This window comes from Streptomyces sp. NPDC047079, from assembly GCF_040643755.1.
GTDB lineage: Bacteria > Actinomycetota > Actinomycetes > Streptomycetales > Streptomycetaceae > Streptomyces.
This window is the reverse complement of sequence record NZ_JBEYUZ010000008.1, coordinates 1-25,766: the sequence shown is the minus strand read 5'-3', so window position 1 is coordinate 25,766 and position 25,766 is coordinate 1. Positions and strand designations below refer to the sequence as shown.

Annotated in this window: 22 protein-coding genes; 10 read left to right on the top strand and 12 right to left on the bottom strand. The window is 72.0% G+C overall.

Annotated elements, in window-relative coordinates; genetic code table 11:
• Positions 1-44 precede the first annotated feature (44 nt).
• From ABZ823_RS13525 to ABZ823_RS13510, 4 genes are all read left to right on the top strand, one after another.
• On the top strand, positions 45-836 hold the full coding sequence (locus tag ABZ823_RS13525; protein WP_361658274.1) for an ATP-binding cassette domain-containing protein: 792 nt from the start codon (positions 45-47) through the stop codon (positions 834-836).
• Positions 833-2,128, top strand: coding sequence for a sugar ABC transporter permease (locus ABZ823_RS13520; RefSeq protein ID WP_361658271.1), 1,296 nt, complete (start codon positions 833-835; stop codon positions 2,126-2,128). Before ABZ823_RS13525 ends, ABZ823_RS13520 begins: the two co-directional genes overlap by 4 nt.
• Before the next feature lie 376 nt (positions 2,129-2,504).
• Positions 2,505-4,475 carry a 1-deoxy-D-xylulose-5-phosphate synthase gene (gene dxs, locus ABZ823_RS13515; RefSeq protein ID WP_361658268.1) on the top strand — a complete coding sequence of 657 codons (1,971 nt, stop codon included), beginning with the start codon at positions 2,505-2,507 and terminating at the stop codon, positions 4,473-4,475.
• 142 nt (positions 4,476-4,617) lie between these two features.
• The gene (locus tag ABZ823_RS13510) at positions 4,618-6,138 is read left to right on the top strand and encodes an amino acid permease (RefSeq protein ID WP_361658265.1); all 1,521 of its coding nucleotides are present in this window, start codon (positions 4,618-4,620) and stop codon (positions 6,136-6,138) included.
• A 6-nt stretch (positions 6,139-6,144) separates the two neighbouring features.
• Here ABZ823_RS13510 and ABZ823_RS13505 read toward each other — a convergent pair whose 3' ends face one another.
• Entirely contained in the window at positions 6,145-6,543 is a 399-nt protein-coding gene (locus ABZ823_RS13505; protein WP_361658262.1) for an NTP pyrophosphohydrolase, read from the bottom strand.
• A 79-nt stretch (positions 6,544-6,622) separates the two neighbouring features.
• Here ABZ823_RS13505 and ABZ823_RS13500 point away from each other — a divergent pair, with 79 nt between their 5' ends.
• Positions 6,623-7,636 carry a hypothetical protein gene (locus tag ABZ823_RS13500; protein WP_361658714.1) on the top strand — a complete coding sequence of 338 codons (1,014 nt, stop codon included), beginning with the start codon at positions 6,623-6,625 and terminating at the stop codon, positions 7,634-7,636.
• A 23-nt stretch (positions 7,637-7,659) separates the two neighbouring features.
• On the opposite strand, the gene ABZ823_RS13495 is transcribed toward ABZ823_RS13500, so the two are convergent.
• The 6 genes from ABZ823_RS13495 to ABZ823_RS13470 form a co-directional block, all read right to left on the bottom strand.
• Entirely contained in the window at positions 7,660-7,782 is a 123-nt protein-coding gene (locus tag ABZ823_RS13495) for a hypothetical protein (RefSeq protein ID WP_361658259.1), read from the bottom strand.
• Between the two features lie 377 nt (positions 7,783-8,159).
• Complete coding sequence (locus ABZ823_RS13490) at positions 8,160-10,289, bottom strand: 3-hydroxyacyl-CoA dehydrogenase NAD-binding domain-containing protein (RefSeq protein WP_361658257.1); 2,130 nt, start codon at positions 10,287-10,289, stop codon at positions 8,160-8,162.
• Entirely contained in the window at positions 10,286-11,503 is a 1,218-nt protein-coding gene (locus tag ABZ823_RS13485; RefSeq protein ID WP_361658254.1) for an acetyl-CoA C-acyltransferase, read from the bottom strand. The genes ABZ823_RS13490 and ABZ823_RS13485 overlap by 4 nt, the downstream gene beginning before the upstream one ends.
• Positions 11,504-11,804: 301 nt before the next feature.
• Complete coding sequence (locus ABZ823_RS13480) at positions 11,805-13,079, bottom strand: ribonuclease D (protein WP_361658251.1); 1,275 nt, start codon at positions 13,077-13,079, stop codon at positions 11,805-11,807.
• Positions 13,080-13,425: 346 nt separating this feature from the next.
• Positions 13,426-14,088: a response regulator transcription factor gene (locus ABZ823_RS13475; protein ID WP_003993737.1), complete on the bottom strand. Its 663-nt coding sequence runs from the start codon at positions 14,086-14,088 to the stop codon at positions 13,426-13,428.
• Positions 14,089-14,378: 290 nt separating this feature from the next.
• Positions 14,379-15,005, bottom strand: a complete 627-nt coding sequence (locus tag ABZ823_RS13470; protein ID WP_361658711.1) for a DUF3000 domain-containing protein — start codon at positions 15,003-15,005, stop codon at positions 14,379-14,381.
• Positions 15,006-15,348: 343 nt separating this feature from the next.
• On the opposite strand from ABZ823_RS13470, the gene hemE reads away from it, so the two are divergent.
• Positions 15,349-16,416 (top strand): uroporphyrinogen decarboxylase, encoded by a 1,068-nt coding sequence (hemE, locus tag ABZ823_RS13465; protein ID WP_361658248.1) that lies wholly within the window; start codon positions 15,349-15,351, stop codon positions 16,414-16,416.
• 38 nt (positions 16,417-16,454) lie between these two features.
• Here hemE and ABZ823_RS13460 read toward each other — a convergent pair whose 3' ends face one another.
• Positions 16,455-17,273 carry a rhomboid family intramembrane serine protease gene (locus ABZ823_RS13460; RefSeq protein ID WP_361658246.1) on the bottom strand — a complete coding sequence of 273 codons (819 nt, stop codon included), beginning with the start codon at positions 17,271-17,273 and terminating at the stop codon, positions 16,455-16,457.
• A gap of 133 nt (positions 17,274-17,406) precedes the next feature.
• On the opposite strand from ABZ823_RS13460, the gene ABZ823_RS13455 reads away from it, so the two are divergent.
• The gene (locus ABZ823_RS13455) at positions 17,407-17,748 is read left to right on the top strand and encodes a hypothetical protein (RefSeq protein ID WP_361658243.1); all 342 of its coding nucleotides are present in this window, start codon (positions 17,407-17,409) and stop codon (positions 17,746-17,748) included.
• A gap of 45 nt (positions 17,749-17,793) precedes the next feature.
• On the opposite strand, the gene ABZ823_RS13450 is transcribed toward ABZ823_RS13455, so the two are convergent.
• Positions 17,794-19,191 (bottom strand): FAD-dependent oxidoreductase, encoded by a 1,398-nt coding sequence (locus tag ABZ823_RS13450; protein WP_361658241.1) that lies wholly within the window; start codon positions 19,189-19,191, stop codon positions 17,794-17,796.
• A 279-nt stretch (positions 19,192-19,470) separates the two neighbouring features.
• On the opposite strand from ABZ823_RS13450, the gene hemG reads away from it, so the two are divergent.
• Positions 19,471-20,928 (top strand): protoporphyrinogen oxidase, encoded by a 1,458-nt coding sequence (gene hemG, locus ABZ823_RS13445; protein ID WP_361658239.1) that lies wholly within the window; start codon positions 19,471-19,473, stop codon positions 20,926-20,928.
• A gap of 4 nt (positions 20,929-20,932) precedes the next feature.
• A complete protein-coding gene (gene hemQ / locus ABZ823_RS13440) occupies positions 20,933-21,664 on the top strand; it encodes a hydrogen peroxide-dependent heme synthase (RefSeq protein ID WP_361658237.1) in 732 nt (243 codons plus the stop codon).
• 195 nt (positions 21,665-21,859) lie between these two features.
• Here the strand turns inward: hemQ and ABZ823_RS13435 are convergent, their stop codons facing one another.
• Positions 21,860-23,272 carry a DUF692 domain-containing protein gene (locus tag ABZ823_RS13435; protein WP_361658235.1) on the bottom strand — a complete coding sequence of 471 codons (1,413 nt, stop codon included), beginning with the start codon at positions 23,270-23,272 and terminating at the stop codon, positions 21,860-21,862.
• 389 nt (positions 23,273-23,661) lie between these two features.
• On the opposite strand from ABZ823_RS13435, the gene ABZ823_RS13430 reads away from it, so the two are divergent.
• Positions 23,662-24,573, top strand: a complete 912-nt coding sequence (locus ABZ823_RS13430; protein WP_361658233.1) for a glycosyl hydrolase family 16 — start codon at positions 23,662-23,664, stop codon at positions 24,571-24,573.
• A gap of 44 nt (positions 24,574-24,617) precedes the next feature.
• On the opposite strand, the gene ABZ823_RS13425 is transcribed toward ABZ823_RS13430, so the two are convergent.
• Both ABZ823_RS13425 and ABZ823_RS13420 read right to left on the bottom strand, forming a co-directional pair.
• A complete protein-coding gene (locus ABZ823_RS13425) occupies positions 24,618-25,367 on the bottom strand; it encodes an aminoacyl-tRNA hydrolase (RefSeq protein ID WP_361658230.1) in 750 nt (249 codons plus the stop codon).
• 80 nt (positions 25,368-25,447) lie between these two features.
• A complete protein-coding gene (locus tag ABZ823_RS13420) occupies positions 25,448-25,633 on the bottom strand; it encodes a hypothetical protein (RefSeq protein WP_361658227.1) in 186 nt (61 codons plus the stop codon).
• Between the last annotated feature and the right edge of the window lie 133 nt (positions 25,634-25,766).

Here is a 25,766-nt window from a genome sequence, read left to right as displayed (position 1 = left end):
CCAAACTTCTGCACAACCTCCCGCCGGGTCAGGCGGCGAAGGAGATGGTTCACGTGTCCGCTACGCCCGTGCTGGCGTTGCGCGGGGTCTCCAAGCGGTTCGGTGCCGTTCAGGCGCTCACCGACGTAGAGCTTGAGGTCCACGCCGGTGAGGTGGTCGCCCTGGTCGGCGACAATGGCGCCGGAAAGTCCACGCTGGTCAAGACGATCGCCGGCGTGCACCCCATCGATGAGGGCGCCATCGAATGGGAAGGCAAGCCCGTCCAGATCAGCAGGCCGAACGACGCCCAGAGCCTCGGCATCGCGACCGTCTACCAGGACCTCGCGCTGTGCGACAACATCGACGTCGTCGGCAACCTCTTCCTGGGCCGCGAGCTCAAGAAGCGCGGCATCCTCGACGAGGTCGAGATGGAGCGGCGTGCCCGCGAGCTGCTGACCACCCTGTCGATCCGGATCCCCAGCGTCCGTATCCCGATCGCCTCTCTCTCCGGCGGTCAGCGCCAGACCGTGGCCATCGCCCGCTCGATGCTCGGCGAGCCCAAGCTGGTCATCCTGGACGAGCCCACCGCGGCGCTCGGCGTCGAGCAGACCGCCCAGGTCCTCGACCTGGTCGAGCGGCTGCGCGAGCGCGGCCACGCGGTGATCCTCATCAGCCACAACATGGCCGACGTGAAGGCCGTGGCGGACAAGGTCGCGGTGCTCCGCCTCGGCCGCAACAACGGCGTCTTCGAGGTGAAGACCACCTCGCAGGAGGAGATCATCTCCGCCATCACCGGCGCCACCGACAACGCCGTGACCCGCCGTGCGGCGCGCACGAACGGGGAGGTTTCCAAGTGAGCATCGAAAAGACCTCCGAGACGCAGCAGGACACACCGGCCGTCGAGAACCCCGAGGCCGCCGCGGCCGCGGTGACCGCGGTCGACCCGCGCCTGCTCGTACGCGAGCAGGGCCTGACGGGCTACGTGGGCGAGTTCAAGCGCAAGATGCGCGCCGGCGAGCTGGGATCCCTGCCCGTCATCGTCGGCCTGGTCATCATCTGCGCCATCTTCCAGAGCCTCAACTCCGCCTTCCTGTCCGCGCAGAACCTGAGTGACATCACCGTCACGATGGTCGGCACGGGCATGATCTCGGTCGGTATCGTCTTCGTCCTGCTGCTCGGCGAGATCGACCTGTCGGTCGGCTCGGTCAGCGGTGCGGCCAGCGCGCTCGCCGCCGTGTTCGCCGTCAACCAGGGCTGGCCCGAATGGGCTGCGGTGCTCGTCGCCGTCGCCGCGGGTGCGGTCATCGGCGCGGCGCACGGCTTCTTCTTCGCGGTGCTGGGCGCTCCCGCCTTCGCCGTGACACTGGCCGGTCTGCTCTTCTGGCTGGGCTTCATGCTCCAGGTACTGGGCGCCAACGGCACCATCAACCTGAACAGCGACGGTTTCATCGGCCAGCTGACCACGTACTTCTTCTCCGACGTGGCGGCCGCCTACGGCCTGGCCGCTGTCGTGGTCATCGTGTTCTTCGCCACCTCCTACCTGGGCAACCGCCGTCGCGAGGCCGCGGGCATCCCGTCCCGGCCGCTCAGCGAGACGGCCCTGCGCACGGGCCTGCTGGCCGTGGTCTCCTTCGCCGCGGCCTACATGTACAACCAGTACAAGGGCCTGCCGCTGGCCACCGTGATCTTCCTGGCCTTCCTGGTGCTCACGGACTTCGTGCTCCGCCGCACGGCGTACGGCCGCAAGGTGTTCGCGCTCGGCGGCAGCGTCGAGGCCTCGCGCCGTGCCGGTATCAACGTCACGGCCGTCCGGATCTCGGTCTTCGCGATCTCCGGATTCTTCGCGGCCGTCGGCGGTCTGTTCCTGGCCTCCAAGATCGCTTCGGCCAACCAGAGCGCCGGTGCCGGCGACCTGCTGATGAACGCGATCGCGGCGGCCGTCATCGGCGGCACCAGCCTCTTCGGCGGCCGGGGCCGCACCTGGAACGCCCTGCTCGGTGTGCTGGTGATCGTCTCGATCCAGTACGGCCTCCAGCTGGAGTCCATCGCCGAGCCGGTGAAGTACATGATCACCGCGGGCGTGCTGCTCACCACCGTGGTGATCGACTCGATCACCCGCAAGACCCAGAAGACGGCGGGCCGCGCGTAGGCCCACCGCGGCGGGGCGCGACCCCCTTCGACCTGTGCCCGGTACCAATGGCGGTGCCGGGCACAGTCCTGTGCGGTCCGGGCGGTCGGGATGGTCTGGGAGATCCGGGCGGTCCGGGCGGTCGGGATGGCCCGGGGCGGTCCGGGATGGCCCGGGCGGTCGGGATGGCCCGGGTGGTCCGGGCCGTTTGTGCGGCACCCGCGGTGCGATCCGGGCGGCTTGTGCCGCCCCGGCGGCCCGGTGCGGCCCGCGCGGCACGGTGCGGCCGAAAACGTGTGCCCCGGAACCTGAGGGCCGCCCATGATCCGTACAGGCGGAACATTAGACTCGACGGGCCCGGCAAAGCTCGACACAGCTCTACTGCAAGGAGGCACGGGTGCCGCTGCTGACCCGCATCAGGGGACCGCGCGATCTGGACCGGCTCAGCCTGGAAGAGCTGGACCAGCTGGCAGAGGAGATCCGGACCTTCCTCGTCGGCGCCGTCTCCAAGACCGGCGGCCACCTCGGCCCCAACCTCGGTGTGGTCGAGCTCACCATCGCCCTGCACCGCGTCTTCGACTCGCCCAGGGACAAGGTCCTCTTCGACACCGGCCACCAGGCCTATGTCCACAAGCTGCTCACCGGCCGTCAGGACTTCTCCGCGCTGCGCAGCAAGGGCGGCCTGTCCGGCTACCCCTCGCGCGCCGAGTCCGAGCACGACATCATCGAGAACTCGCACGCCTCCACGGTCCTCGGCTGGGCCGACGGCCTCGCCAAGGCCAACCAACTGCTCGAGCGGGACAGCCACGTCGTCGCCGTCATCGGTGACGGGGCGCTGACCGGAGGCATGGCCTGGGAGGCGCTCAACAACATCGCGGACGCCAAGGACCGCCCCCTGGTCATCGTCGTCAACGACAACGAGCGCTCGTACGCCCCCACCATCGGAGGCCTCGCCAACCACCTGGCCACCCTGCGCACCACCGACGGCTACGAGAAGTTCCTCGCCCGCACCCGCGAGGTGCTGGAGCGCACCCCCGTCGTCGGCAAACCGCTTTACGAGACCCTGCACGGCGCCAAGAAGGGCCTGAAGGACTTCATCGCCCCGCAGGGCATGTTCGAGGACCTGGGCCTGAAGTACGTCGGCCCCATCGACGGTCACAACATCGAGGCACTGGAGTCGGCACTGGCCCGCGCCAAGCGGTTCGGCGGCCCGGTCATCGTGCACTGCCTCACCGAGAAGGGCCGCGGCTACAAGCCCGCCGAGCAGGACGAGGCCGACCGCTTCCACGGCATCGGCCCGATCCACCCCGACACCGGCCTGCCCATCAAGGCGGCCGCCGCGAGCTGGACCTCCGTCTTCGGCGACGAGATGGTCAGGCTCGGCCGCGAGCGCGAGGACATCGTCGCCATCACCGCGGCGATGCTCCAGCCGGTGGGCCTGAAGAAGTTCGCGGACGCCTTCCCGAACCGGATCTACGACGTCGGCATCGCCGAGCAGCATGGCGCGGTGTCCGCGGCCGGCCTCGCGACCGGCGGACTGCACCCGGTCTTCGCGGTGTACGCGACCTTCCTGAACCGAGCCTTCGACCAGGTCCTCATGGACGTCGCCCTGCACAAGTGCGGGGTGACCTTCGTGCTCGACCGGGCCGGTGTCACCGGCGACGACGGAGCCTCGCACAACGGCATGTGGGACATGTCGATGCTCCAGGTCGTCCCCGGCCTCAGGATCGCCGCCCCGCGCGACGCCGAGCAGCTGCGCGCCCAGCTGCGCGAGGCCGTGGACGTCGACGACGCGCCGACCGTGCTGCGCTACTCCAAGGGCGTCGTCGGCCCCGCCGTCCCCGCGGTCGGCACGGTCGGCGGCATGGACGTCCTGCGCAAGGCCGACGCGCCCGTGCCGGACGTGCTGCTGGTCTCCGTCGGCGCGCTCGCCCCGATGTGCCTGGAGATCGCGGGCCTCCTCGACAAGCAGGGCATTTCCACCACCGTCGTCGACCCGCGCTGGGTCAAGCCCGTCGACGAGGCGCTCGTCCCGCTCGCCGAGCGGCACCGCGTGGTCGTCACCGTCGAGGACAACTCCCGCGTCGGCGGAGTCGGTTCGGCGATCGCGCAGGCCCTGCGCGACGCGGGCGTCGACGTACCGCTGCGCGACTTCGGCATCCCCCCGCGCTTCCTCGACCACGCCTCCCGCAAGGAGGTCCTCGCGGAGATCGGTCTGACCGCGCCGGACATCGCCCGCCAGGTCACCGGGCTCGTCTCCAAGCTCGACGGCCTCTCCCACTCCCGGCCTCGCTCGAACGGGGGGACCCCCGCCGACCGTACGGCCGCCGCGCGGGCCGTGGACTCGGTGGAGTCCGCACGGGACTGACGCCGTCTGACCTCCCTGCGCCGGCCCCGCCATCCTTTACGGTGGCGGGCCCGCCCCGTTCGAGTGAATCGACCCCTGCCGGGGCATACGCACTACGCCCCCTCTCGATCATGTCGGGGACGAGGAGCGTGGGAGGTACGCCGTGAGCAGGACCCTCTTCCGGACGAAGAACGTCGAGCAGTCCATCCAGGACACCGAGGAGCCGGAGCACGCGCTCAAGAAGACCCTCTCCGCACTGGACCTGACCGTGTTCGGCGTCGGTGTCATCATCGGCACCGGCATCTTCGTGCTGACCGGCAAGGTCGCCAAGGAGAACGCGGGACCGGCCGTCTCGCTGTCCTTCGTCCTGGCCGGTGTCGTCTGCGCGCTCGCCGCGCTCTGCTACGCCGAGTTCGCCTCGACGGTCCCGGTCGCGGGATCCGCCTACACGTTCTCTTACGCCACGCTCGGCGAGCTGCCCGCGTGGATCATCGGCTGGGACCTGGTCCTCGAGTTCGCGCTGGGCACGGCGGTGGTCGCCGTCGGCTGGTCCGGGTACATCCGCTCACTGCTCGACAACGTGGGCTGGCACCTGCCCGCGGCGCTGAGCGGCCGCGAGGGGGCGAGCGGGTTCGGCTTCGACATCCTCGCCGCCGCGCTCGTCCTGGTGCTGACCGCCATCCTCGTCGTCGGCATGAAACTGTCGGCCCGGGTGACCCAGCTCGTCGTGGCGATCAAGGTCGCCGTCGTGCTGATCGTGATCATCGGGGGCGCCTTCTTCGTCAACAGCGCCAACTTCAAGCCGTTCGTCCCGAACGCGCAGGCCGTGCCCGCGGGCAATGATCTCAAGGCGCCGCTCATCCAGCTCATCGCCGGCTGGGCGCCCTCCGACTACGGAGTGCTGGGCATCTTCACGGCCGCCTCCGTCGTCTTCTTCGCCTTCATCGGCTTCGACATCGTGGCGACGACGGCCGAGGAGACCCGGAACCCGCAGCGCGACATGCCGCGCGGCATCCTCGGCTCCCTGCTGATCTGCACCGCGCTGTACGTGGCGGTGTCCATCGTCGTCACAGGGATGCAGCACTACTCCGACCTGTCCGTGGACGCACCGCTCGCCGACGCCTTCAAGGCCATCGGACACCCCGGGTACGCGGGAGTCATCAGCTTCGGTGCCGCCATCGGCCTGACCACGGTCTGTCTGATCCTGCTGCTCGGCCAGACCCGGGTCTTCTTCGCGATGAGCCGGGACGGACTGCTGCCCCGCTTCTTCTCCCGGGTCCACCCCCGCTTCAAGACCCCGCACCGGCCGACCGTCCTGCTCGGCGTGGTCATCGCCGTCGTCGCGGGCTTCACCAGCCTCAGCGAACTCGCCGAACTGGTCAACATCGGCACGCTGTTCGCGTTCATCGTCGTCGCGATCGGCGTGATCATCCTGCGCAGGACCCGCCCCGACCTGCCCCGCGCCTTCCGCACCCCCCTCGTGCCGCTCGTGCCGATCGTTTCGGTGTGCGCCTCGCTGTGGCTGATGCTGAACCTGCCCGCCGAGACCTGGCTGCGGTTCGCCATCTGGCTGGCCATCGGCTTCTTCGTGTACTTCCTCTACGGCCGCTCGCACAGCCGTGTGGGCCAGGAGCAGCGCACGGCCGGACGGGCTGCCGGGCAGCCGGGGAACGGCACCCCGTGACTTCCCTCAGCCCCGGTCCGCCGGGGGTTCCCACTCACGCACGGTCCGGGGGCCCAGGACCTGCGCGCCCCGTTCCGTCACCCTGCGGCGCAGCTCCCGGTCCGCCGTGACGACGATGACGGGCCGGTCCCCGGCCTCCTCCACCAGCTCGACGATGCGGTCGTCACCGCTGCCGGGCGCCGACTCCACCCGTACGCCGGACACGGACTCCACCCCGCGCGCCGCGCCCTCCACCACGAGCACCAGCTCCACGGGCCCGGGACGGCCGGGCAGCCCCGCCTCGGCGTACCGCACGAGCCGGTCCCGCAGCCGCTCCGCCGCGCCGCGCCGGTCCCGCCACCAGCCGTCGGGCACGGATCCGACGACGTTCGCGGCGTCAATGATCACCAGGGGCGGGGCGCTCATGCCCTCAGCCTCGCACGGGCCCGCGCCGTTCGCTTGCCGGGTTCCCGTTTACAGTGGGGGAGTGTCAACGGTCCGTACTGTGAACGGCTCCTGGCTCCTGCGCGGCCGGGACGGCAGCCTGAGCGCCTATAGCCAGCGGGACGAAGCGGTGTGGTGCCGGGCCGAGCGGCACCCGAGCCTTTCCTGGGAGCCGCAGCGCAAAGTCGGCGGGGACCAGCGCCTGCATGCTCAACTCGCCCTCGGCCAGGGCGCCGACGGGTATGCCCACCTCGTCGCATGGCGCCCCACGGTCCCGGGTGAGTCGGGCCTCGTCCACTCCACCCACTACCGCCCCCGCCTGGCAGCGCTCGACTGGCTTCCCATCGGTCACCCGGATCGCAAGGGCGACCGGACCGGTCTGCCGGCGGTGGCCGTGGACGCCGAGGGCCGCGCCCACGTCTTCGCCCGCAACAAGGGCGGCGGTGTCAGCATGGTCGCCCAGAAGGAGCGCGGCGGCTGGGGTCCCTGGCGTGCCATCGGGGGCACGGGCGCGCACGAGGAACTCGCGGCCGTGGCCGGAGGGTCGGGGCGCGTGGAGTTGTACGCCACCACGTCGGTCGGGATCCTGCGCTGGCGACAGGAGGAGCCCGGCGCGACCCTGGTTCCCGACGAGGCGCTGGGGGTGGGCGTCCAGCCCGGCACCCTGACCGCCCTGCCCACCTCCAAGGAGCACACCACGCTGTTCTTCTCGGACCCGGAGGGCATGCTGCACGCCTGGCGCCCGGGAGGTGACCCGGTTCCGCTGCTGCTCGCCGCGGGCCCGGGCCCGGTGGCGGCACTGCGCTGCGTCATCGACGGCTATGACTGCACGCTGCTCGCCCAGCGTTCGGCCTCCGGCCGTGTCGTCCTCGCGGCCTGCCCCACCGAACAGGAGTCTGCGGGACTGTGGTGGAGCGAGTCGGGCCCGCAGCTGCCGGCGGGCACGCGGGTCTCGCTGGCCGAGGACGCCGAGGGCCGGGTCGTGGCCGCGGCCCTCACCCCGGACGGTGAACTCACCCTGGCCCGCCAGAAGGACGAGCCGGGGCTGGCGCTGGAGGCCTGGCAGTCGGTGTGACGCCCCCCGGTGGTGATTCCTCGTCAGGAGCCGCCGGTGGTTCTCCTGCCGGGCGACGACTCCTGGCGGGGCTGCTCGGGACCGCGCTCGGCGGCAGGATCGCGCAACGCGCCCGCGGTCGCGTTCGACGTGCTGAGCCGCGCCACGTTCGTGGTCCTCGGAGCGGCCGGCCGGCCGTCGCTCGCCAGGCCGCCCCGAACTCACCGGAGTTCGGCCCAGGGCAGATGACCGGCTGACCCGGCCACAGGCGCCCGGCGCCGGGCCGGTCGGACGTTCGCGACGCGAGGACGGTACCGGGGACGCAACACATTCCCGGCGCTTTGGTGTTCGGGTGGCCGACGACCAGGGCCAGGGCGCACATCGACGGCGCCGCGAACGCGCCGACGCCCGTGGGCTCACCGAGGGCAGTGCCCCGTATAGGGCCGGACGGCCGGCCTGCCGGGACGGCCCCGTACGACGAAGGGCCTCCGCGGAATGCGGAGGCCCTTGTCCCTGGCGGTTGCCGCCGGGTCCGACCAGGCGGTTACGCCGGCACCGATGCCACGCCCGGCTCCAGGAACGTCTTGCCGTTCACGCGCTCGGAGACGCCCTCGCGGTCCAGGTACGGCGTGATGCCGCCCAGGTGGAAGGGCCAGCCCGCGCCCGTGATCAGGCAGAGGTCGATGTCCTGGGCCTCGGCCACGACACCCTCGCCGAGCATCAGGCCGATCTCCTGCGCGACCGCGTCCAGCACGCGGACGCGGACCTGCTCCTCGGTCAGGACCGTGTCGCCCTGCTTCAGCAGCGCGGTGACCTCCGGGTCCAGCTCCGGCTTGCCGCTGTCGTAGACGTAGAAGCCGCGCTTGCCGGCCTCGACGACCGCCTTGAGGTTCGGGGAGACCTTGAAGCGGTCCGGGAACGCCCTGTTGAGGGTCTCCGAGACATGCAGGCCGATCGCCGGGCCGACGAGCTCCAGCAGCACCAGCGGGGACATCGGCAGGCCGAGCGGCTCGACCGCCTTCTCCGCGACCTCCACCGGGGTGCCCTCGTCGATGACGTTCTGGATCTCGCCCATGAAGCGCGTGAGGATGCGGTTGACGACGAACGCCGGGGCGTCCTTGACCAGAACCGCGGTCTTCTTGAGCTTCTTGGCGACGGCGAACGCCGTGGCGAGCGACGCGTCGTCGGTCTTCTCGCCGCGGACGATCTCCAGCAGCGGCAGCACGGCGACCGGGTTGAAGAAGTGGAAGCCGACGACGCGCTCGGGGTGCTGGAGCTTCGACGCCATCTCCGTCACCGAGAGAGAGGAGGTGTTGGTCGCGAGGACGGCGTGCGCGGGCGCGACCGCCTCGACCTCGGCGAACACCTTCTGCTTGACCGACATCTCCTCGAACACGGCCTCGATGATGAAGTCCGCGTCCGCGAAGCCCTCCGCCTTGTCCAGGACACCGGACACCAGCGCCTTGAGGCGGTTGGCCTTGTCCTGGTTGACGCGGCCCTTGGCGAGCAGCTTGTCGATCTCGGCGTGGACGTAGCCCACACCCTTGTCGACGCGCTCCTGGTCGATGTCCGTGAGGACGACCGGGACCTCGAGGCGGCGCAGGAAGAGCAGGGCGAGCTGCGAGGCCATCAGACCGGCGCCGACCACGCCGACCTTGGTGACCGGGCGCGCCAGGTTCTTGTCGGGGGCGCCCGCGGGACGCTTGCCGCGCTTCTGGACGAGGTTGAACGCGTAGATGCCCGCGCGCAGTTCGCCGCCCATGATCAGGTCCGCGAGGGCCTGGTCCTCGGCGTCGTAGCCCTGCTGAAGGTCACCGTTCTTCGCCGCGGCGATGATGTCGAGCGCGCGGTAGGCGGCCGGGGCCGCGCCGTGCACCTTGCCGTCCGCGATGAAGCGGCCCCGGGCGACCGCCTGGTCCCAGGCCTCGCCGCGGTCGATCGCCGGACGGTCGATCTCGATCTCGCCCTTGAGGACGGCCGCCGTCCAGATGAGCGACTGCTCCAGGAAGTCGGCGCCCTCGAAGAGGGCGTCGGCGATGCCCAGCTCGTAGACCTGCTTGCCCTTGAGCTGCTTGTTCTGGTTGAGCGCGTTCTCGATGATGACCGAGACGGCCTTGTCGGCGCCGATCAGGTTCGGCAGCAGGGTGCAGCCGCCCCAGCCCGGGACCAGACCGAGGAACACCTCGGGCAGGGAGAACGCCGGGAGGGCCGCGGATACCGTGCGGTAGGTGCAGTGCAGGCCGACCTCTACGCCGCCGCCCATCGCCGCGCCGTTGTAGTAGGCGAACGTCGGGACGGCCAGCTTCGACAGTCGCTTGAAGACCTCGTGGCCGCCCTTGCCGACGGCCAGCGCGTCCTCATGCCGCTTCAGCAGCTCGACGCCCTTGAGGTCGGCGCCGACCGCGAAGATGAACGGCTTGCCGGTGATGCCGACGCCGACGATCTCGCCGTCCGCGGCCTCCTTCTCGACCTGGTCGATCGCGGTGTCGAGGTTCGCGAGCGACTGCGGTCCGAAGGTCGTCGGCTTGGTGTGGTCCAGGCCGTTGTCGAGGGTGATCAGGGCGAAGCGCCCGGCGTTCAGCGGCAGGTCGAAGTGGCGCACGTGCGCCTGCGTGACGACCTCGCCCGGGAACAGCTCGGCCGCACCCTTCAGCAGCTCGGCGGTGGTGCTCACTTGTCCCCCTCGAAGTGCGGGTTCTCCCAGATGACCGTCGCGCCCATGCCGAAGCCGACGCACATGGTGGTCAGGCCGTAGCGGACCTGCGGCTGCTCCTCGAACTGGCGGGCCAGCTGCGTCATCAGACGGACGCCGGAGGAGGCGAGCGGGTGACCGAAGGCGATGGCGCCGCCGTACTGGTTGACGCGCTCGTCGTCGTCCGCGATGCCGTAGTGGTCGAGGAAGGCCAGGACCTGCACCGCGAAGGCCTCGTTGATCTCGAACAGGCCGATGTCGGAGATGGACAGACCCGCCTTGGCGAGGGCCTTCTCCGTCGCCGGGATCGGGCCGTAGCCCATGACCTCGGGCTCGACGCCCGCGAAGGCGTACGAGACCAGTCGCATCTTGACGGGCAGGCCGTTCTCGCGAGCGAAGTCCTCCGACGCGATGATCGAGGCGGTGGCGCCGTCGTTCAGACCGGCCGCGTTGCCCGCGGTGACCCGGCCGTGGACGCGGAACGGCGTCTTGAGGTTCGCCAGGTTCTCCAGGGTGGTGCCCGGGCGCATCGGCTCGTCGGCGGTGACCAGGCCCCAGCCCGTCTCGCCGGCCTCGGGGGTGGTGCGGCGGACCGAGATCGGCACCAGGTCCTGCTGGATCTTGCCGTTGGCGTACGCCTTGGCGGCCTTCTCCTGCGAGCGCACGGCGTATTCGTCGGCGCGCTGCTTGGTGATCTGCGGGTAGCGGTCGTGCAGGTTCTCGGCGGTCATGCCCATGAACAGGGCGGACTCGTCGACCAGCTTCTCGCTCACGAACCGCGGGTTCGGGTCGACGCCCTCGCCCATCGGGTGGCGGCCCATGTGCTCGACACCACCGGCGATGACGGCGTCGTAGGCACCGAACGCGATGGAGCCCGCCGTGGTGGTCACGGCCGTCATCGCGCCCGCGCACATGCGGTCGATGGAGTAGCCGGGCACCGAGGTCGGCAGGCCCGCGAGGATGCCCGCGGTGCGGCCGAGGGTCAGGCCCTGGTCGCCGATCTGCGTGGTCGCGGCGATGGCGACCTCGTCGATCTTCTTCGGGTCGAGACCCGGGTTGCGGCGCAGCAGCTCCCGGATCGCCTTCACGACGAGGTCGTCGGCGCGGGTCTCGTGGTAGATGCCCTTCGGGCCCGCCTTGCCGAACGGGGTGCGGACGCCGTCGACGAAGACGACGTCCCTGACGGTACGAGGCACGATGGCTCTCCTCCAGGGTGCGGGATGGCACTGCTGCGACGCGCTGAGCGCGCGCTCAGCACCATGCTACTTGTGGGTAACCAAGCTGCCCAGTCCCGCCGTGCCAAGCGGTGAAGGTCACACCATCGGTGGAGGGGGGAGCGCGGCGGTTGGCGCGATTTCGCCCTGACTCTTCCGCTTCCGGGGGCGCGTGGCTCTACGGCGCGGGGGCGCGCCCGTGGCCGTACGGGCACGAGGTGGGCCCGTGCCCGTACGGCGGCGGGGCGGCTCGTGGCCGCGCCCGCGCGCTGCGTGCCCGGCTTCAGCTGTGGCCGGACAGTGCGTCCACCAGTACCGGGGTGACCTGCTCGACCTGCCAGGGACGGGCGCCGTACCCGGTGAGCGCGGCCGCGATCGACGCGGCGTCGGCCGGCTGCGGCGGCTCCCAGCACAGGCGCCGCACGATGTCCGGAGAGATCAGGTTCTCCTGCGGCATGGAGAGCTGCTCCGCGAGCGCCGAGACCGCGGCGCGCGCGGCGGACAGCCGGGCCGCGGCCGCCGGGTCCCTGTCGGCCCACGCACGCGGGGGCGGGGGACCGGCCACCGGCTGCCCGGGCTGCGGCAGCTCGGCCTCGGGCAGTGCCTTCGCCCGGTCGACCGCGGCCTGCCACTGCTCCAGCTGGCGTCGGCCCATACGGTGACCGAAGCCGTTCAGGGAGGCCAGGGCGTGCACGTTCGGCGGCAGCGCCAGCGCGGCCTCGACGATCGCGGCGTCCCCGAGCACCTTGCCCGGCGAGACGTCCCTGCGCCGCGCGATCCGGTCGCGGGTCTGCCACAGCTCACGGACGGCCGCCATCTGCCGGCGGCGGCGCACCTTGTGCATCCCGGACGTACGGCGCCAGGGGTCCTTGCGCGGCTCGGCCGGCGGCGCGGAGGCGATCGCCTCGAACTCCTGCCGGGCCCAGTCCAGCTTGCCCTGCCGGTCCAGCTCCTTCTCCAGGGCGTCCCGCAGGTCGACGAGCAGCTCGACGTCGAGGGCGGCGTAGCGCAGCCACGGCTCGGGCAGTGGCCGGGTCGACCAGTCGACGGCCGAGTGCCCCTTCTCCAGTACGAAGCCGAGGACGCTCTCCACCATGGCACCGAGACCCACCCGGGGGTACCCGGCGAGGCGCCCCGCCAGCTCGGTGTCGAACAGGTACGTGGGCAGCATGCCTATTTCACGCAGGCAGGGCAGGTCCTGGGTGGCGGCGTGCAGCACCCACTCCACCCCGGACAGCGCCTCGCCCAGGACCGAGAGGTCGGGACAGGCCACGGGGTCGATCAGTGCGGTGCCCGCACCTTCGCGGCGCAGCTGGACCAGATAGGCACGCTGGCCGTACCGGTAGCCGGACGCGCGTTCGGCGTCGACGGCGACGGGGCCGCTGCCGGCGGCGAACGCGGCGATCACCTCGGCGAGCGAGGCCTCGTCGGCGATCACGGGCGGAACGCCGTCGCGCGGCTCCAGCAAGGGGATCGGCGCCGCTTCGACATCGTCCGGAGGGGCGCCTCCGGTGGTTCGCAGTGGGTTGTCTGCTGCGGTCTCTTGGGCGTCGGTCACCTGTCAAGGGTATCTGTGCGTGGACGGCGCCCGCCGACGGAACGTTCCGTCGACGGGCGCGAGAGGGGCGTAAACCAGTCACGTGTGACACATGGCGGTGCGCGCTTCCCGTGCCCGCGGGCGGCGTGGGGCGGGGCGCGTCCTGGGGGTGATGGGCGTCCCGGACTCGGGTCGGCGGCGGCTCGGCGCGGACGCGGACCGGGGTGGTGGGTGGGGGCTGGCGGGGATGCGGGTGCGGGACGAGGGGGCGGGCGTCGGGGTCCGCCGCGGGGTGCGGGACGAGGGGGCGGGCGTCGGGTCCGCCGTGTCGGGTGCGGGCGTCGGGAGTTCGGGTGCGGGGGTCGGGTCAGTGGATGATGCCGGTCCTGAGGGCCACCGCCACCATTCCGGCGCGGTCGCCGGTGCCCAGCTTGCGGGCGATACGGGCGAGATGGCTCTTGACGGTCAGCGCGGACAGGCCCATGGAGACGCCGATCGCCTTGTTCGACTGGCCCTCGGCGACGAGGCGCAGCACCTCGACCTCGCGTCCGGACAGCTCGCGGTAGCCGCCCGGGTGACTCGGGGCACCCGGGGGGCGACGGTGCAGGCGCGCGGCGGCGGCGCCGATCGGGGCGGCGCCGGGTCGGGTGGGGAGCCCGACGTTCGTGCGCGTACCGGTGACGACGTAGCCCTTCACTCCGCCCGCGAGGGCGTTGCGGACCGCGCCGATGTCGTCGGCGGCGGACAGGGCGAGGCCATTGGGCCAGCCCGCGGCGCGGGTCTCCGACAGGAGGGTGAGGCCGGAGCCGTCGGGGAGGTGGACGTCGGCGACGCAGATGTCACGTGGGTTGCCGATACGGGGCCGAGCCTCCGCGATCGACGACGCCTCGATGACGTCGCGCACTCCTAGCGCCCAGAGGTGACGGGTGACGGTGGAACGGACCCGGGGGTCGGCCACGACCACCATGGCGGTCGGCTTGTTCGGGCGGTAGGCGACCAGGCTTGCGGGCTGCTCGAGGAGAACGGACACCAGGCCTCCTGGGGGTGCGGGACGGGGCCGGCTCTGGGGATGAAGCCGGGACGAACCGTGCTTTCAAGGTCACAGTCGTCTTCGGCACCAAACCCGTGCTCCTTTAGAGAATGATCACGATTTGGTGAGTAACAATCCGGGCAATTCGGACGAGCGGGCGATCAAGTGAAGATCGAGTCGGTTCGGTCCTTTATCGATAAGGGGCCAAAAGGGGTCGTATCGACAAAGAGATGGCAAGGAACGTCAAGTCGGAATTGACAGGGCCGTCCCGGGGTGCGGGCGCGTGGGCATCAGCGGGGCTGCGGCCCCCGCCGTTGCGGCAGCGTCACCACCGAGCCGTCTCCCGGGCCCGCCGGGGGCAGGCCCGCCACCTGGGCCAGCAGATCGCACCAGGAGGCCAGGTGGGCGGCGGTGTCCGGGGCGCCACCGAGGCCCTCACGTGGCGTCCAGGAGGCGCGGATCTCGATCTGGGAGACTGCCGGGCGCGCGGCGAGCCCGCCGAAGTAGTGCGAGCTCGCCCGCGTGACGGTGCCGCTCGGCTCGCCGTACGCCAGCCCGCGGGACTGGAGGGCACCGGTCAGCCAGGACCAGCAGACCTCGGGAAGCAGGGGGTCAGCGGCCATCTCCGGTTCGAGTTCCGCGCGCACCAGGGTGACCAGACGGAAGGTGCCCTGCCAGGCCTCGTGCCCGGCCGGGTCGTGGAGCAGGATGAGACGCCCGTCGGCAAGGTCCTCGCTCTCCTCGACGACCGCCGCCTCCAGGGCGTAGGCGAACGGGGCCAGCCGCTGCGGCGGGCGGGTGGGCTCGACCTCGACCTCGGGCCGCACGCGCGCGGTCCTCAGCGCGTCGACGGCGGTACGGAAGGGCAGTGGAGCCGTCTCCGTGGCACCCCGGTCCCCCTCCTCCGCGCCGTCCATTCCGTCATCGCCGTCCGTCGGTCGTCCCTGAGCCGCAGCCATGCGGGGAAGAGTAAGGGGAAGAAAGCGCGTTCGCAGGGAGAGACACCCGATGCCTCCGGCGGTTTGGCGGGGAACGGCGGGGCAGGGTTGCGGCGGCCGCCGCCTGGGTATGGACGTGCGCCGGTGCGCGCTGCGGTGAGCGGTTCGAGCGGGGGCTGCGGGGCGGGGGCCGGTGGCCGGGCGTTGCCCGGAGGGGGAGCCGTACGACGCCCCAGGGCCCGTGCCCGTGCGGGAGCGACGCCCTGGTCGGGTGCCGCACACCCCGGACGAGCCTGTCGGTGCGGCGTGCGAGACTTTTGGCGTGAGTGCCAATGACCGCCCCGCGACGGGCCAGCCGACAGCGACGTACGACTCCGCCTTCCTCAAGGCGTGCAGGCGCGAGCCCGTTCCGCACACACCGGTGTGGTTCATGCGACAGGCCGGGCGCTCCCTGCCCGAGTACCGCAAGGTGCGCGAGGGCATCCCGATGCTGGAGTCCTGCATGCGGCCCGAGCTGGTCACGGAGATCACGCTCCAGCCGGTCCGCCGGCACGGCGTGGACGCGGCGATCTACTTCAGCGACATCGTCGTCCCCCTCAAGGCCATCGGCGTCGACCTCGACATCAAGCCCGGCGTCGGCCCCGTCGTCGAGCACCCGATCCGCACCCGCGCCGACCTGGCGCAGCTGCGTGACCTGACCCCCGAGGACGTCCACTACGTGACGGAGGCCATCGGCCTGCTCACCGCCGAGCTGGGCGAGACCCCGCTGATCGGGTTCGCGGGCGCCCCCTTCACCCTCGCGAGCTACCTCATCGAGGGCGGCCCCTCCCGGACGTACGAGCACACCAAGGCGCTCATGCACGGCGACCCGCAGCTGTGGGCCGACCTGGTGGACCGGCTCGCGGACATCACGGCCGCGTTCCTGAAGGTCCAGATCGAAGCGGGCGCCTCCGCGGTCCAGCTCTTCGACTCATGGGCCGGCGCCCTCGCCCCCGCCGACTACCGCCGCTCGGTGCTGCCCGCCTCGGCCAAGGTCTTCCGGGCCGTCGAGGGGTACGGCGTGCCCCGTATCCACTTCGGTGTCGGCACCGGAGAGCTGCTCGGCCTGATGGGTGAGGCCGGCGCGGACGTCGTCGGCGTCGACTGGCGCGTCCCGCTCGACGAGGCGGCCCGCCGCGTCGCCCCCGGCAAGGCCCTTCAGGGCAATCTGGACCCGGCCGTCCTCTTCGCGCCCAGGGAGGCGGTCGAGGCCAAGACCCGCGAGGTGCTCGACGCCGCCGCCGGTCTCGAGGGCCACGTCTTCAACCTCGGCCACGGCGTCATGCCGAACACCGATCCGGACAGCCTCACCCGGCTCGTGGAGTACGTCCACACGCAGACGGCCCGCTGACCGTCCCCCGCTTCCAAGGGACCCGTCCGCCGCCTCACTCACCAACCGGGCCGCGCCTGCCTGCCCCACCGCATACCCCGCGCCTCGGGCGGCGGCGGGGTGCCCGGGCGCAGCGGCCAGGCCAGTGCCATGCCCACGAGGAAGCCGACCACATGGGCCGCGTACGCCACCGTCCCGGCCTGGGAGACCCCTGCCCCGGACGAGTAGAGCGCCTGCAGCACGAACCAGAAGCCCAGCACCACCCACGCGGGCAGTCGCAGCGGCAGGAAGAGCAGGAACGGCACGAGGATCCAGACCCTGACCCTGGGGTAGAGGACCAGATACGCGCCGAGTACGCCCGCGATCGCGCCGGACGCGCCGATCAGCGGATCGCCCGAGTTGCTGTTGAGGACCGCGAAGCCGTACGCGGCCGCGTACCCGCACGCGACATAGAAGAGTGCGAACCGGATGTGGCCGAGGCGGTCCTCGATGTTGTTGCCGAAGATCAGCAGGAACAGCATGTTGCCCAGCAGGTGCAGCCAGCTGCCGTGCAGGAACATCGCCGTGAGGACCGAGACCGGCGGCGACTTCTGGTAGTCCGGCGGGCCCACCACGCAGCCCGGGCCGTTCGGGCCGATGCCCACGTCCCCCGTGGGAACGAGCCGCGGGAACTGATCGTGGATCAGCTCCCGCGGCACTGCCGCGTAGTGCTCCAGGAACGCATGGAGATGACACAGCTGGGACAGGTCGCTCTGTCCCACCACCGAGCCCGCTACGCCGGGGGTGAGCAGGAAGACGACGATGTTTGCCGCGATCAGCGCATACGTCACATAGGGCGTGCGCCGCACCGGGTTCACGTCATGAACAGGGATGACCACAACGAAGTACTGCCCTGGATGCGACCGGCGAATCGGTGAACCCGGTGAACGGGGCGCACCCCGCGTGCGTATGTCTCCTCAACCGCCCGCGGCGCGGGGAAGGCGTGTCGCGGGGACGACGTGAGGACAGGCGATGAACGACCGAGTTACTCCTCCGATACACGCTCTGCCCGACGGCGAGGCCGAGCTGGCGCTCGTGATCCACCTGCCCTGGGAGGACGTCGCCCGGCTGGGCCAGGAGGCCGGGCGACTGGCCTCCCAGATGCAGCGCCCCGTGACCCTCGACGAGGCCGTCAGCCACCGGCTGCGCTCCGTCCGGCCCGCCGCCGCGCATGCCAAGCCGGCGGCGCAGCCCCAGCCGACGGCCGTGACCTCCAGCGCGTCCGTGTCCTCGCTGCCGCCGCGGCCGCCCGCCGAGCAGGCCCGGCAGGCGATCGAGAGGATCAACGGAGTCGGCCAGCACGAAACGGCCTGATCGAGCCGCGTCCCGTGCTGCCGGGCAACCCGGCCGGTGCGGTGTCTAGCGGGGCCCCTTCTCCACCACCACGGCCGCCTTGCGCGCGGCGACCAGGACCGGGTCCCACACCGGGGAGAACGGAGGCGCGTACCCCAGGTCGAGGGCCGTCATCTCCTGCACCGTCATCCGCGCGGTCAGCGCCACCGCCGCGATGTCGACCCGCTTGGCGGCGCCCTCCCGGCCGACGATCTGCACGCCGAGCAGCCGACCCGTGCGGCGTTCGGCGAGCATCTTGACGGTCATGGGCGCGGCGTTCGGGTAGTAGCCCGCGCGGCTGGTCGACTCGACGACGACCACCTCGTACTGGAGCCCTGCGCGCCGCGCGTCCTTCTCACGCAGCCCGGTGCGCGCGATCTCCAGATTGCAGACCTTGCTCACCGCCGTGCCGACCACGCCCGGGAACATGGCATAGCCGCCGCCCACGTTGGTGCCGATGACCTGCCCGTGCTTGTTGGCGTGGGTGCCCAGCGCGATGTGCCGCTCGCGGCCCGAGACCAGGTCGAGCACCTCGACGCAGTCGCCGCCCGCCCAGATGTTCTCGTGGCCACGCACCCGCATCGCCAGGTCGGTGAGCAACCCGCCGTGCTCGCCGAGGGGCAGACCGGCGGCCTTCGCAAGGGCCGTCTCCGGGCGTACGCCGATCCCGAGGACCACCACGTCGGCCGGGTACTCGGCCGCGTCCGTGGCGACCGCCCGGACCGGGGACGTGCCTCCGTCCCCCGTGAGGACCTTGGTGGCCTCGGCGTCGTTCACCATGGTGATGCCGAGGCCCTCCATGGCGAGGTGCACCAGCCGGCCCATGTCCGGGTCGAGCGTCGCCATGGGCTCGCTGCCGCGGTTGACGACCGTGACCTCGTAGCCCCGGTTGATCAGCGCCTCGGCCATCTCCACGCCGATGTAACCCGCGCCGACGACCACCGCGCGGCGCCCCCGGGTGGCGGCCAGCGTGTCCAGCAGGGCCTGGCCGTCGTCCAGGGTCTGCACCCCGTGCACCCCGGGTGCGTCGATGCCGGGCAGGTCGGGGCGGATGGGGCGCGCCCCGGTCGCGATCACGAGCTTGTCGTACGACGTCCAGGTCTCGGCCCCGGACTCGACGTCACGCGCGCGCACCCGGCCGCGCTCGACGTCGATCTCCGTGACCTCCGTCCGCATCCGCAGATCGATGCCGCGCGCCCGGTGCTCCTCGGGTGTACGGGCGATCAGCCGGTCCCGGGCGGTGACGTCGCCGCCCACCCAGTACGGGATGCCGCACGCCGAGTACGAGGAGAAGTGGCCGCGTTCGAACGCCACGATCTCGAGTTCGTCCGGGCCCTTGAGCCGGCGTGCCTGCGATGCGGCGGACATGCCCGCCGCATCGCCGCCTATGACGACCACGCGCTCTCTCGTACGGCTCACGCTCATACGGACACGCTACGGGGGCGCGGCAGGTCAGTCTTGCCCGCCCCGCCCGTCGTGGCCGGGCGCCCCCGGCCGTCGGGAGCGCGGCCCGGCACCGCCGCTGCACGTGCGGACAGCCGGGGGCGTACCACCCGCAGCCACAGCAGTGTGACGGACGTTCCTTCGGCGCCGCATCGGGCCGGAACGTTTGGCCGGATCCGGTTCCGGTGCGGTCACGGCGCGTCTCGGCGGGGACACCCGGCCCCCGCGGGGCCCTCGGTGGCGTCTGAGAGGCTGGGGGACATGAGCGCACTGCACGCCCGCGGGGACGCGGGGCACGTCGTCGTCGTCGGAGGCGGGATCGCGGGGCTGGCCGCCGCCCACCGGCTGCTGGACCGGGGCGCGCGCGTGACGGTCCTGGAGGCGTCGGACCGGGTCGGCGGCAAGCTGCTGCCAGGTGAGATCGCGGGCGTGCGGGTCGACCTCGGGGCCGAGTCGATGCTGGCACGGCGGCCCGAGGCGGTGGCGCTGGCCCGTGCGGCGGGCCTCGGGGACCGCCTCCAGCCACCGGCCACCGCGACCGCCGCGATCTGGACCCGCGGCGCCCTGCGGCCGATGCCCAAGGGGCATGTCATGGGCGTCCCCGGCACCGCGTCCGCCCTCCTCGGACTCCTCTCCGACGAGGGCCTGCGCCGCATCGAGCACGATGCGCGGCTGCCGCGCACCGAGATCGGCGACGACGTCGCGGTCGGCGGGTACGTGGCGGAGCGCCTCGGCCGGGAGGTCGTTGACCGCCTGGTGGAGCCCCTGCTCGGCGGGGTGTACGCGGGCGACGCGTATCGCATCTCGATGCGTTCGGCGGTGCCGCAGCTCTTCGAGGCCGCGAAGGCCCACGACTCGCTGACGGAAGCGGTCCGCGAGATCCAGGCGAAGGCTGCCGCGGCCGCGCAGAGCGGCCCGGTGTTCATGGGCGTCGAGGGCGGTGTCGGCCGACTCCCGCTCGCCGTGGCGGAGTCGGTCCGGGCCAAGGGCGGCGAGATCGTGCTGGGGGCCGACGCGGACCGGCTGCACCGCACTCCGGGGGGATGGGAGGTCCTGCTCGGGGACCACCTGATCGAGGCGGACGCGGTGATCGTCGCCACGCCCGCCCCCCAGGCCGCCCGCCTGCTGCGCACGGCGTCCCCCGGGGCCGCCGCCGAACTGCGCACCGTGGAGTACGCCTCGATGGCCCTCGTCACCCTCGCCTACCGCCGCGCCGACGCCGCCCTTCCCGAGGGCAGCGGCTTCCTGGTGCCGCCGGTCGACGGGCGCACGATCAAGGCGTCGACCTTCGCCTCCCGGAAGTGGGGGTGGATCGCCGACGAGGACCCGGACGTGCTCGTCCTGAGAACGTCCGTCGGGCGGTACGGGGAGACGGAGATACTCGAGCGCGAGGACGCCGACCTCGTGGCCGTCTCGCGACACGACCTGCGGGAGGCGACCGGCCTGGACGCCGCTCCGGTGGAGGCCCGCGTCACCCGCTGGACCGACGGCCTGCCCCAGTACCCCGTCGGCCACCACGCGCGCGTGGCCCGCGTCCGAGAGCACGTCGCGCGCCTGCCGGGCCTGGCCGTGTGCGGCGCGGCCTACGACGGCGTCGGCATCCCGGCCTGCATCGCGAGCGCGCACGCGGCCGTGGACCAGCTGGGCGGCGACCTGCGGGGTGTGCACCAGCTCACCGCCAACCCGGTGCAGAGCCTTCACGGCGGAGCGGGAGAATAGGCACATGAGTGACGACGCCCCCACCACCGAGCCCGGCAGGATCCCGAACAAGGGCAAGCTGGCCAAGGACCTCAACGAGGTCATCCGCTACACGCTGTGGTCCGTCTTCAAGCTGAAGGACCTGCTGCCCGAGGACCGCGCCGGTTACGCCGACGAGGTGCAGGAGCTGTTCGACCAGCTCGCCGCGAAGGACGTGACCGTCCGCGGTACGTACGACGTGTCGGGCCTGCGCGCCGACGCCGACCTCATGATCTGGTGGCACGCGGAGACCAGCGACCAGCTCCAGGAGGCGTACAACCTCTTCCGCCGTACGAAGCTGGGCCGCGCCCTCACTCCGGTCTGGTCGAACATGGCGCTGCACCGCCCGGCCGAGTTCAACCGCTCGCACATCCCGGCGTTCCTCGCCGAGGAGACGCCGCGCGACTATGTGAGCGTCTACCCCTTCGTGCGCTCCTACGACTGGTACCTGCTGCCGGACGAGGACCGCCGCCGCATGCTCGCGGACCACGGCAAGATGGCCCGCGGCTACCCGGACGTGCGTGCCAACACGGTCGCCTCGTTCTCCCTCGGCGACTACGAGTGGATCCTCGCCTTCGAGGCCGACGAGCTGTACCGCATCGTCGACCTCATGCGCCACCTGCGCGGCTCTGAGGCCCGGATGCACGTCCGCGAGGAGGTCCCCTTCTTCACCGGTCGCCGCAAGTCGGTGGCCGAGCTGGTCGCCGGTCTCGCCTGACCGCGACGCACGCGCCGGGCGCCCCGGGGCCCGGCGCGTCGGCATGTCGGGGGGAAGGGCCGGAAGCGGCCGGCGGCAGCGGATACGTCCGCTGTTCCAGGGTCGTGAGGTCGCTGTGTCAACCGTGGCACATTCCACGGAGACGATCTCCCACACCCACCCGCGGCTGTAGGGCTGCCCTGGGGGGCCCAGGGCTCAGCGCCGCAGCAGCGCCCGGCGCGTGGCGCGGGCCAGGCGGGCCGCGGGGTGCCGGGACGGCGGGGTGGGGCCCGAGCGCTCCAGCCACCACTCACGCAGCCGTCGCCGCGCCCCGGCGTCCTCGGGGAGCCCGGCGAGCAGCAGATGCTCGGCGAAGTCGAGCGCGTCGCGCCGGTAGCCGCCGGCCATCGGGCGGGCATGGGCGTAGTCGAGGAAGGCCGTCCGGTACGCCTCCCCGAGGATCACGGGCAGCTCGGGCGCCACCTTCGCGACGACACCGGCCCGCTTGGCGGCGAGGGCGCGCGTCTGCACCCCGATCCGTACCCGGTCGAATCCCTCTGGCACGGGTGTGCCGGCGACGAGGCAGGACAGCAGCGAGGTCTGCGCGAGCGCGAGCCTCTGCCGCGCGGACGCACCACCGGAACCACCGGCAGCACCACGACCGGAGCCCTGCCGCGCCGCGCCTGCCGCACCGTCAGGCGCCGCAGTGTCCGCCGCCGAGGCGTCCGTCCGGGCCCGGACGGCTCGCTCCCTCCCGTCGGTCCGGGCAGGGGCCGGAGTGCAGGCAGCGGCGTGGGTCCTGACCGTCGTCTTCTCGACCGTCTGCCGAATGACGGACAACTCCCGTTCCAGTTCCCCCGGTTCGGGGAAGTTCTCGTCGCGTTCCAGCAGCACCCCGGGCGGGGTGGCGCGCGACGCCAGGTCGGCCAGTATGTCGAGGACCGCTTGCGGCACCGGGTGCGCGTGACTGTCGTGCCAGACGCCGTCGCGTTCGAAGCCGCCCGCGACATGGACGTACGCGATGGCTTCGACGGGCAGCTCGTCCAGCGCCCCGGCCGGGTCCTCGCCCCGGTTGACGTGGTTGGTGTGCAGGTTGGCGACATCGATCAGGAGTCGTACGCCCGTGCGGTCGACCAGGTCGTACAGGAACTGTCCCTCGGTCATCTCCTCGCCGGGCCAGGAGATGAGCGCCGCGATGTTCTCCGCGGCGAGCGGCACGGGCAGCGCCTCCTGGGCGATGCGGACGTTCTCGCACAGCACGTCGAGGGCGTCTCGGGTGCGGGGAACCGGAAGCAGATGGCCCGCCTCCAGCAACGGCGAGGCGGTCAGCGGTCCGCCCGCCCGTACGAACGCTATGTGCTCGGTGACCAGCGGCGAGCCCAGGGCCCGGGCGCGCTCGGCGAGCGCGGCCAGCCGTGCCTCGTCGGGACGGTCCGCGCCGCCGAGACCGAGGGAGACGCCGTGCGGGACGACGGTCACACCGCGCTCGCGCAGGCGCACCAGGGACTCGGGCAGATGACCGGGACACACGTTCTCCGCGACGGCCTCGACCCAGTCGATGCCCGGCATCCGCTCCACGGCGTCGGCGATCTCCGGCCGCCACCCGATGCCCGTACCCAGTCGCTCCATCGTCCCCTCCTCCGCCACTGATCCACCGGCGCCCCCGCGGACCACGACCTACCGACGGCCCCGCCGTCCCCGCCCTCGCCCTGCCCGTTTCCCCCTCGACGACCGCCGTCGACGGTGTGACGGAGTCATGGCCCCGATGCCCGGGGCCGAACCCTTCCCGGCGGCCTTCAGAGGAACATTTGAGGTTCCGCCCACCGCCTGGCCTGCCGCAGGACGCTCTCGCGCGGCGCCGCGTGGAGCGGACCGAGGCGGAGTTCCACTCCAACGGGGGGCACTACGGCTCGCGACCTCCAGGAAGGGCTGCTGGTGACCATGCGGCACCTCGCGGCGGCCCAAGACGTGCGCCTGCCGCCTCGCCGCTCGCGGCCAAGGCCCCACCCGGAGGAACCGTGACCATCCGTCCCCACAGGCACGGGCTGCGCAGTGCGGTCGCCCTTGCCGCGGCCGCCCTCCTGACGGCCCCTGCCGTGACCCCGGCGCACGCGGCCACGCCGTCGCAGGACGCCTGCCACACCGTCGGCGACGCGATGCCCCACGGCGACTGCGGACCCTTCCAGCAGGTCTTCGCCGACAACTTCAACGGCCAGTACGTGCCGCTGGGATCCTTCACCGGCTGCGCCGGGGACGGCGATTTCCATTGCGCCGGCCTCAAGGTGTACGGCGGCGTCTACCAGCGGACCGGCGCCTACCCGCGCGGCTGGTACGACACGGCCAACCCCAAGAACCACTCCAACGGCAACACCCGCACCTTCGGCGGCGAGTACCGCGCCGACGACACGACCTGGATCGGTCCGTCCCCCACCGGAGACGGCCAGCTGCATGTGCGCATGTACCGGCCGGCGTACGGGGACAACCACGTGGCCGCACTGGTGCCGCTGGGCTGCATGAACATCCGCTACGGCAAGTTCAGCGAGCGCTGGCGCGTCCACGGCACACTGGACGGCTACAAGATGGCTCACCTGCGGTATGCCGGAAGCGAGATCGACTTCCCGGAGGCGGGCGAGAACTTCGCCTACGACCCGATCAGCGCCTTCGTCCACGGCTTCCGCGAGTACAACGCCGACGCCCCCGGCCGGTGGACGGACTGGCACACCAGCACCTACGAGATCACCCCGTCCGGCGTCAGCTTCTACCTGGACGGCAGGAAGGTCGGCGCAGTGTCGGGCAACAACCCGGACACCACGCCCTGGGTGCTCCAGAACGAGTCGAGCCTCGGCGGCAACTACGCGGCCAAGGGTTCGTCCGTCCAGATCGATACGACCTGGCTGACCTGCTACAGATACAGGGGAACGAGCCGGTGAGCCGTCGCGGACCGGCGGACCGGCGGACCGCGGACTGTGGAACGTCAGCCTCGGCGCAGGGCCGGATGGTCCGCCACCACCGTGCAGCTGCCGGGGGCGATCTCCGTGAAACCGGCGTCGCGTACCAACGGCAGCCCGGACGCGGTCAGTTCGTGCCAGCGTGACGGGGGCGCCGTACGGACATGGAGCGGGAAGCCCGCCTCCCGCCAGGCGGTGCGCTCCTCGTCCGGCAGGGCCCACCAGGCGAGTTGCGCACCATGACCGGCCTGGGCCATCGCCTTGCCCGCGGACATCTCCAGGTCCGGGTTCAGCCACAGCACCGGCGTCGACGGTTCGGGCTCGAGGGGTGGATCCTGGTCTTCGAGATCCGTGCCCGAGACCTGGAGCCGGGCCAGGTCCTTGGGCCAGCCGTCCAGCGGGACGGGCGGGAAGACCCGTACCTCCGCCGACTTGCCGGTGACCGTGATGCCGGGCAGCGCCTCGGCCCGGCGCCACTCCGCGCCGCGTGCCCGCCGCACCACCTTGCGGATCCGCGCGTCCTGCCAGTCCCGCATCGCCTGGGCCCACACACCCTCGCCCAGCGAGCGCGCGTCGCCGAGGATCAGGAGCACGGCGCGCGCCGCGGTCTCCAGGGCGTCCGTACGCGCCGGGGGAGCGGCCCGCTCGATGCGCACCACCAGCGGCAGTACGAACTGCGGCGCCTCGTCGCGCGCGGTGCGCTCGGAGCGGAAGGGGCCGGCCTGGCCGTCGCGCGGGGATTCCGCCGACGCTGCGGGGGTCTGGTCACTGCTCACGACGCCCAGTGTGCCAGGCCGAAGATCGGGTCATCGGGTGAGCCGTCGTGGGCGGACGCGGGACGGGACGGCCTGGGCCGTCACCCGGAGCAGGCCGTGCGTTGTGCCTCCTGCCACGCGCAGACCGGGCAGAGCGTGATCCCCTTGTGGGACTCGGGGTACTCGGTCGGCTCCCGGCACAGCACGCACTCGGCGAAGGGCGGGCCGTCCGTCGTGGGCGCCGGGGCCGCTGCCTCGGCCGCCCCCGTATCGCAGTAGTCGCTCATGCCTCCAGCGTAGGCGGGGCCGACCGTTGCCTGTTGGGGCACTAGTAGGACTCCGTTAGGTTGCTCTGGTTCTTGTGTCTGGGCTGGTGGTAGACGTTCGGGGCAGGGGGCGGTGGCAGGTGGTGCAGGTGCC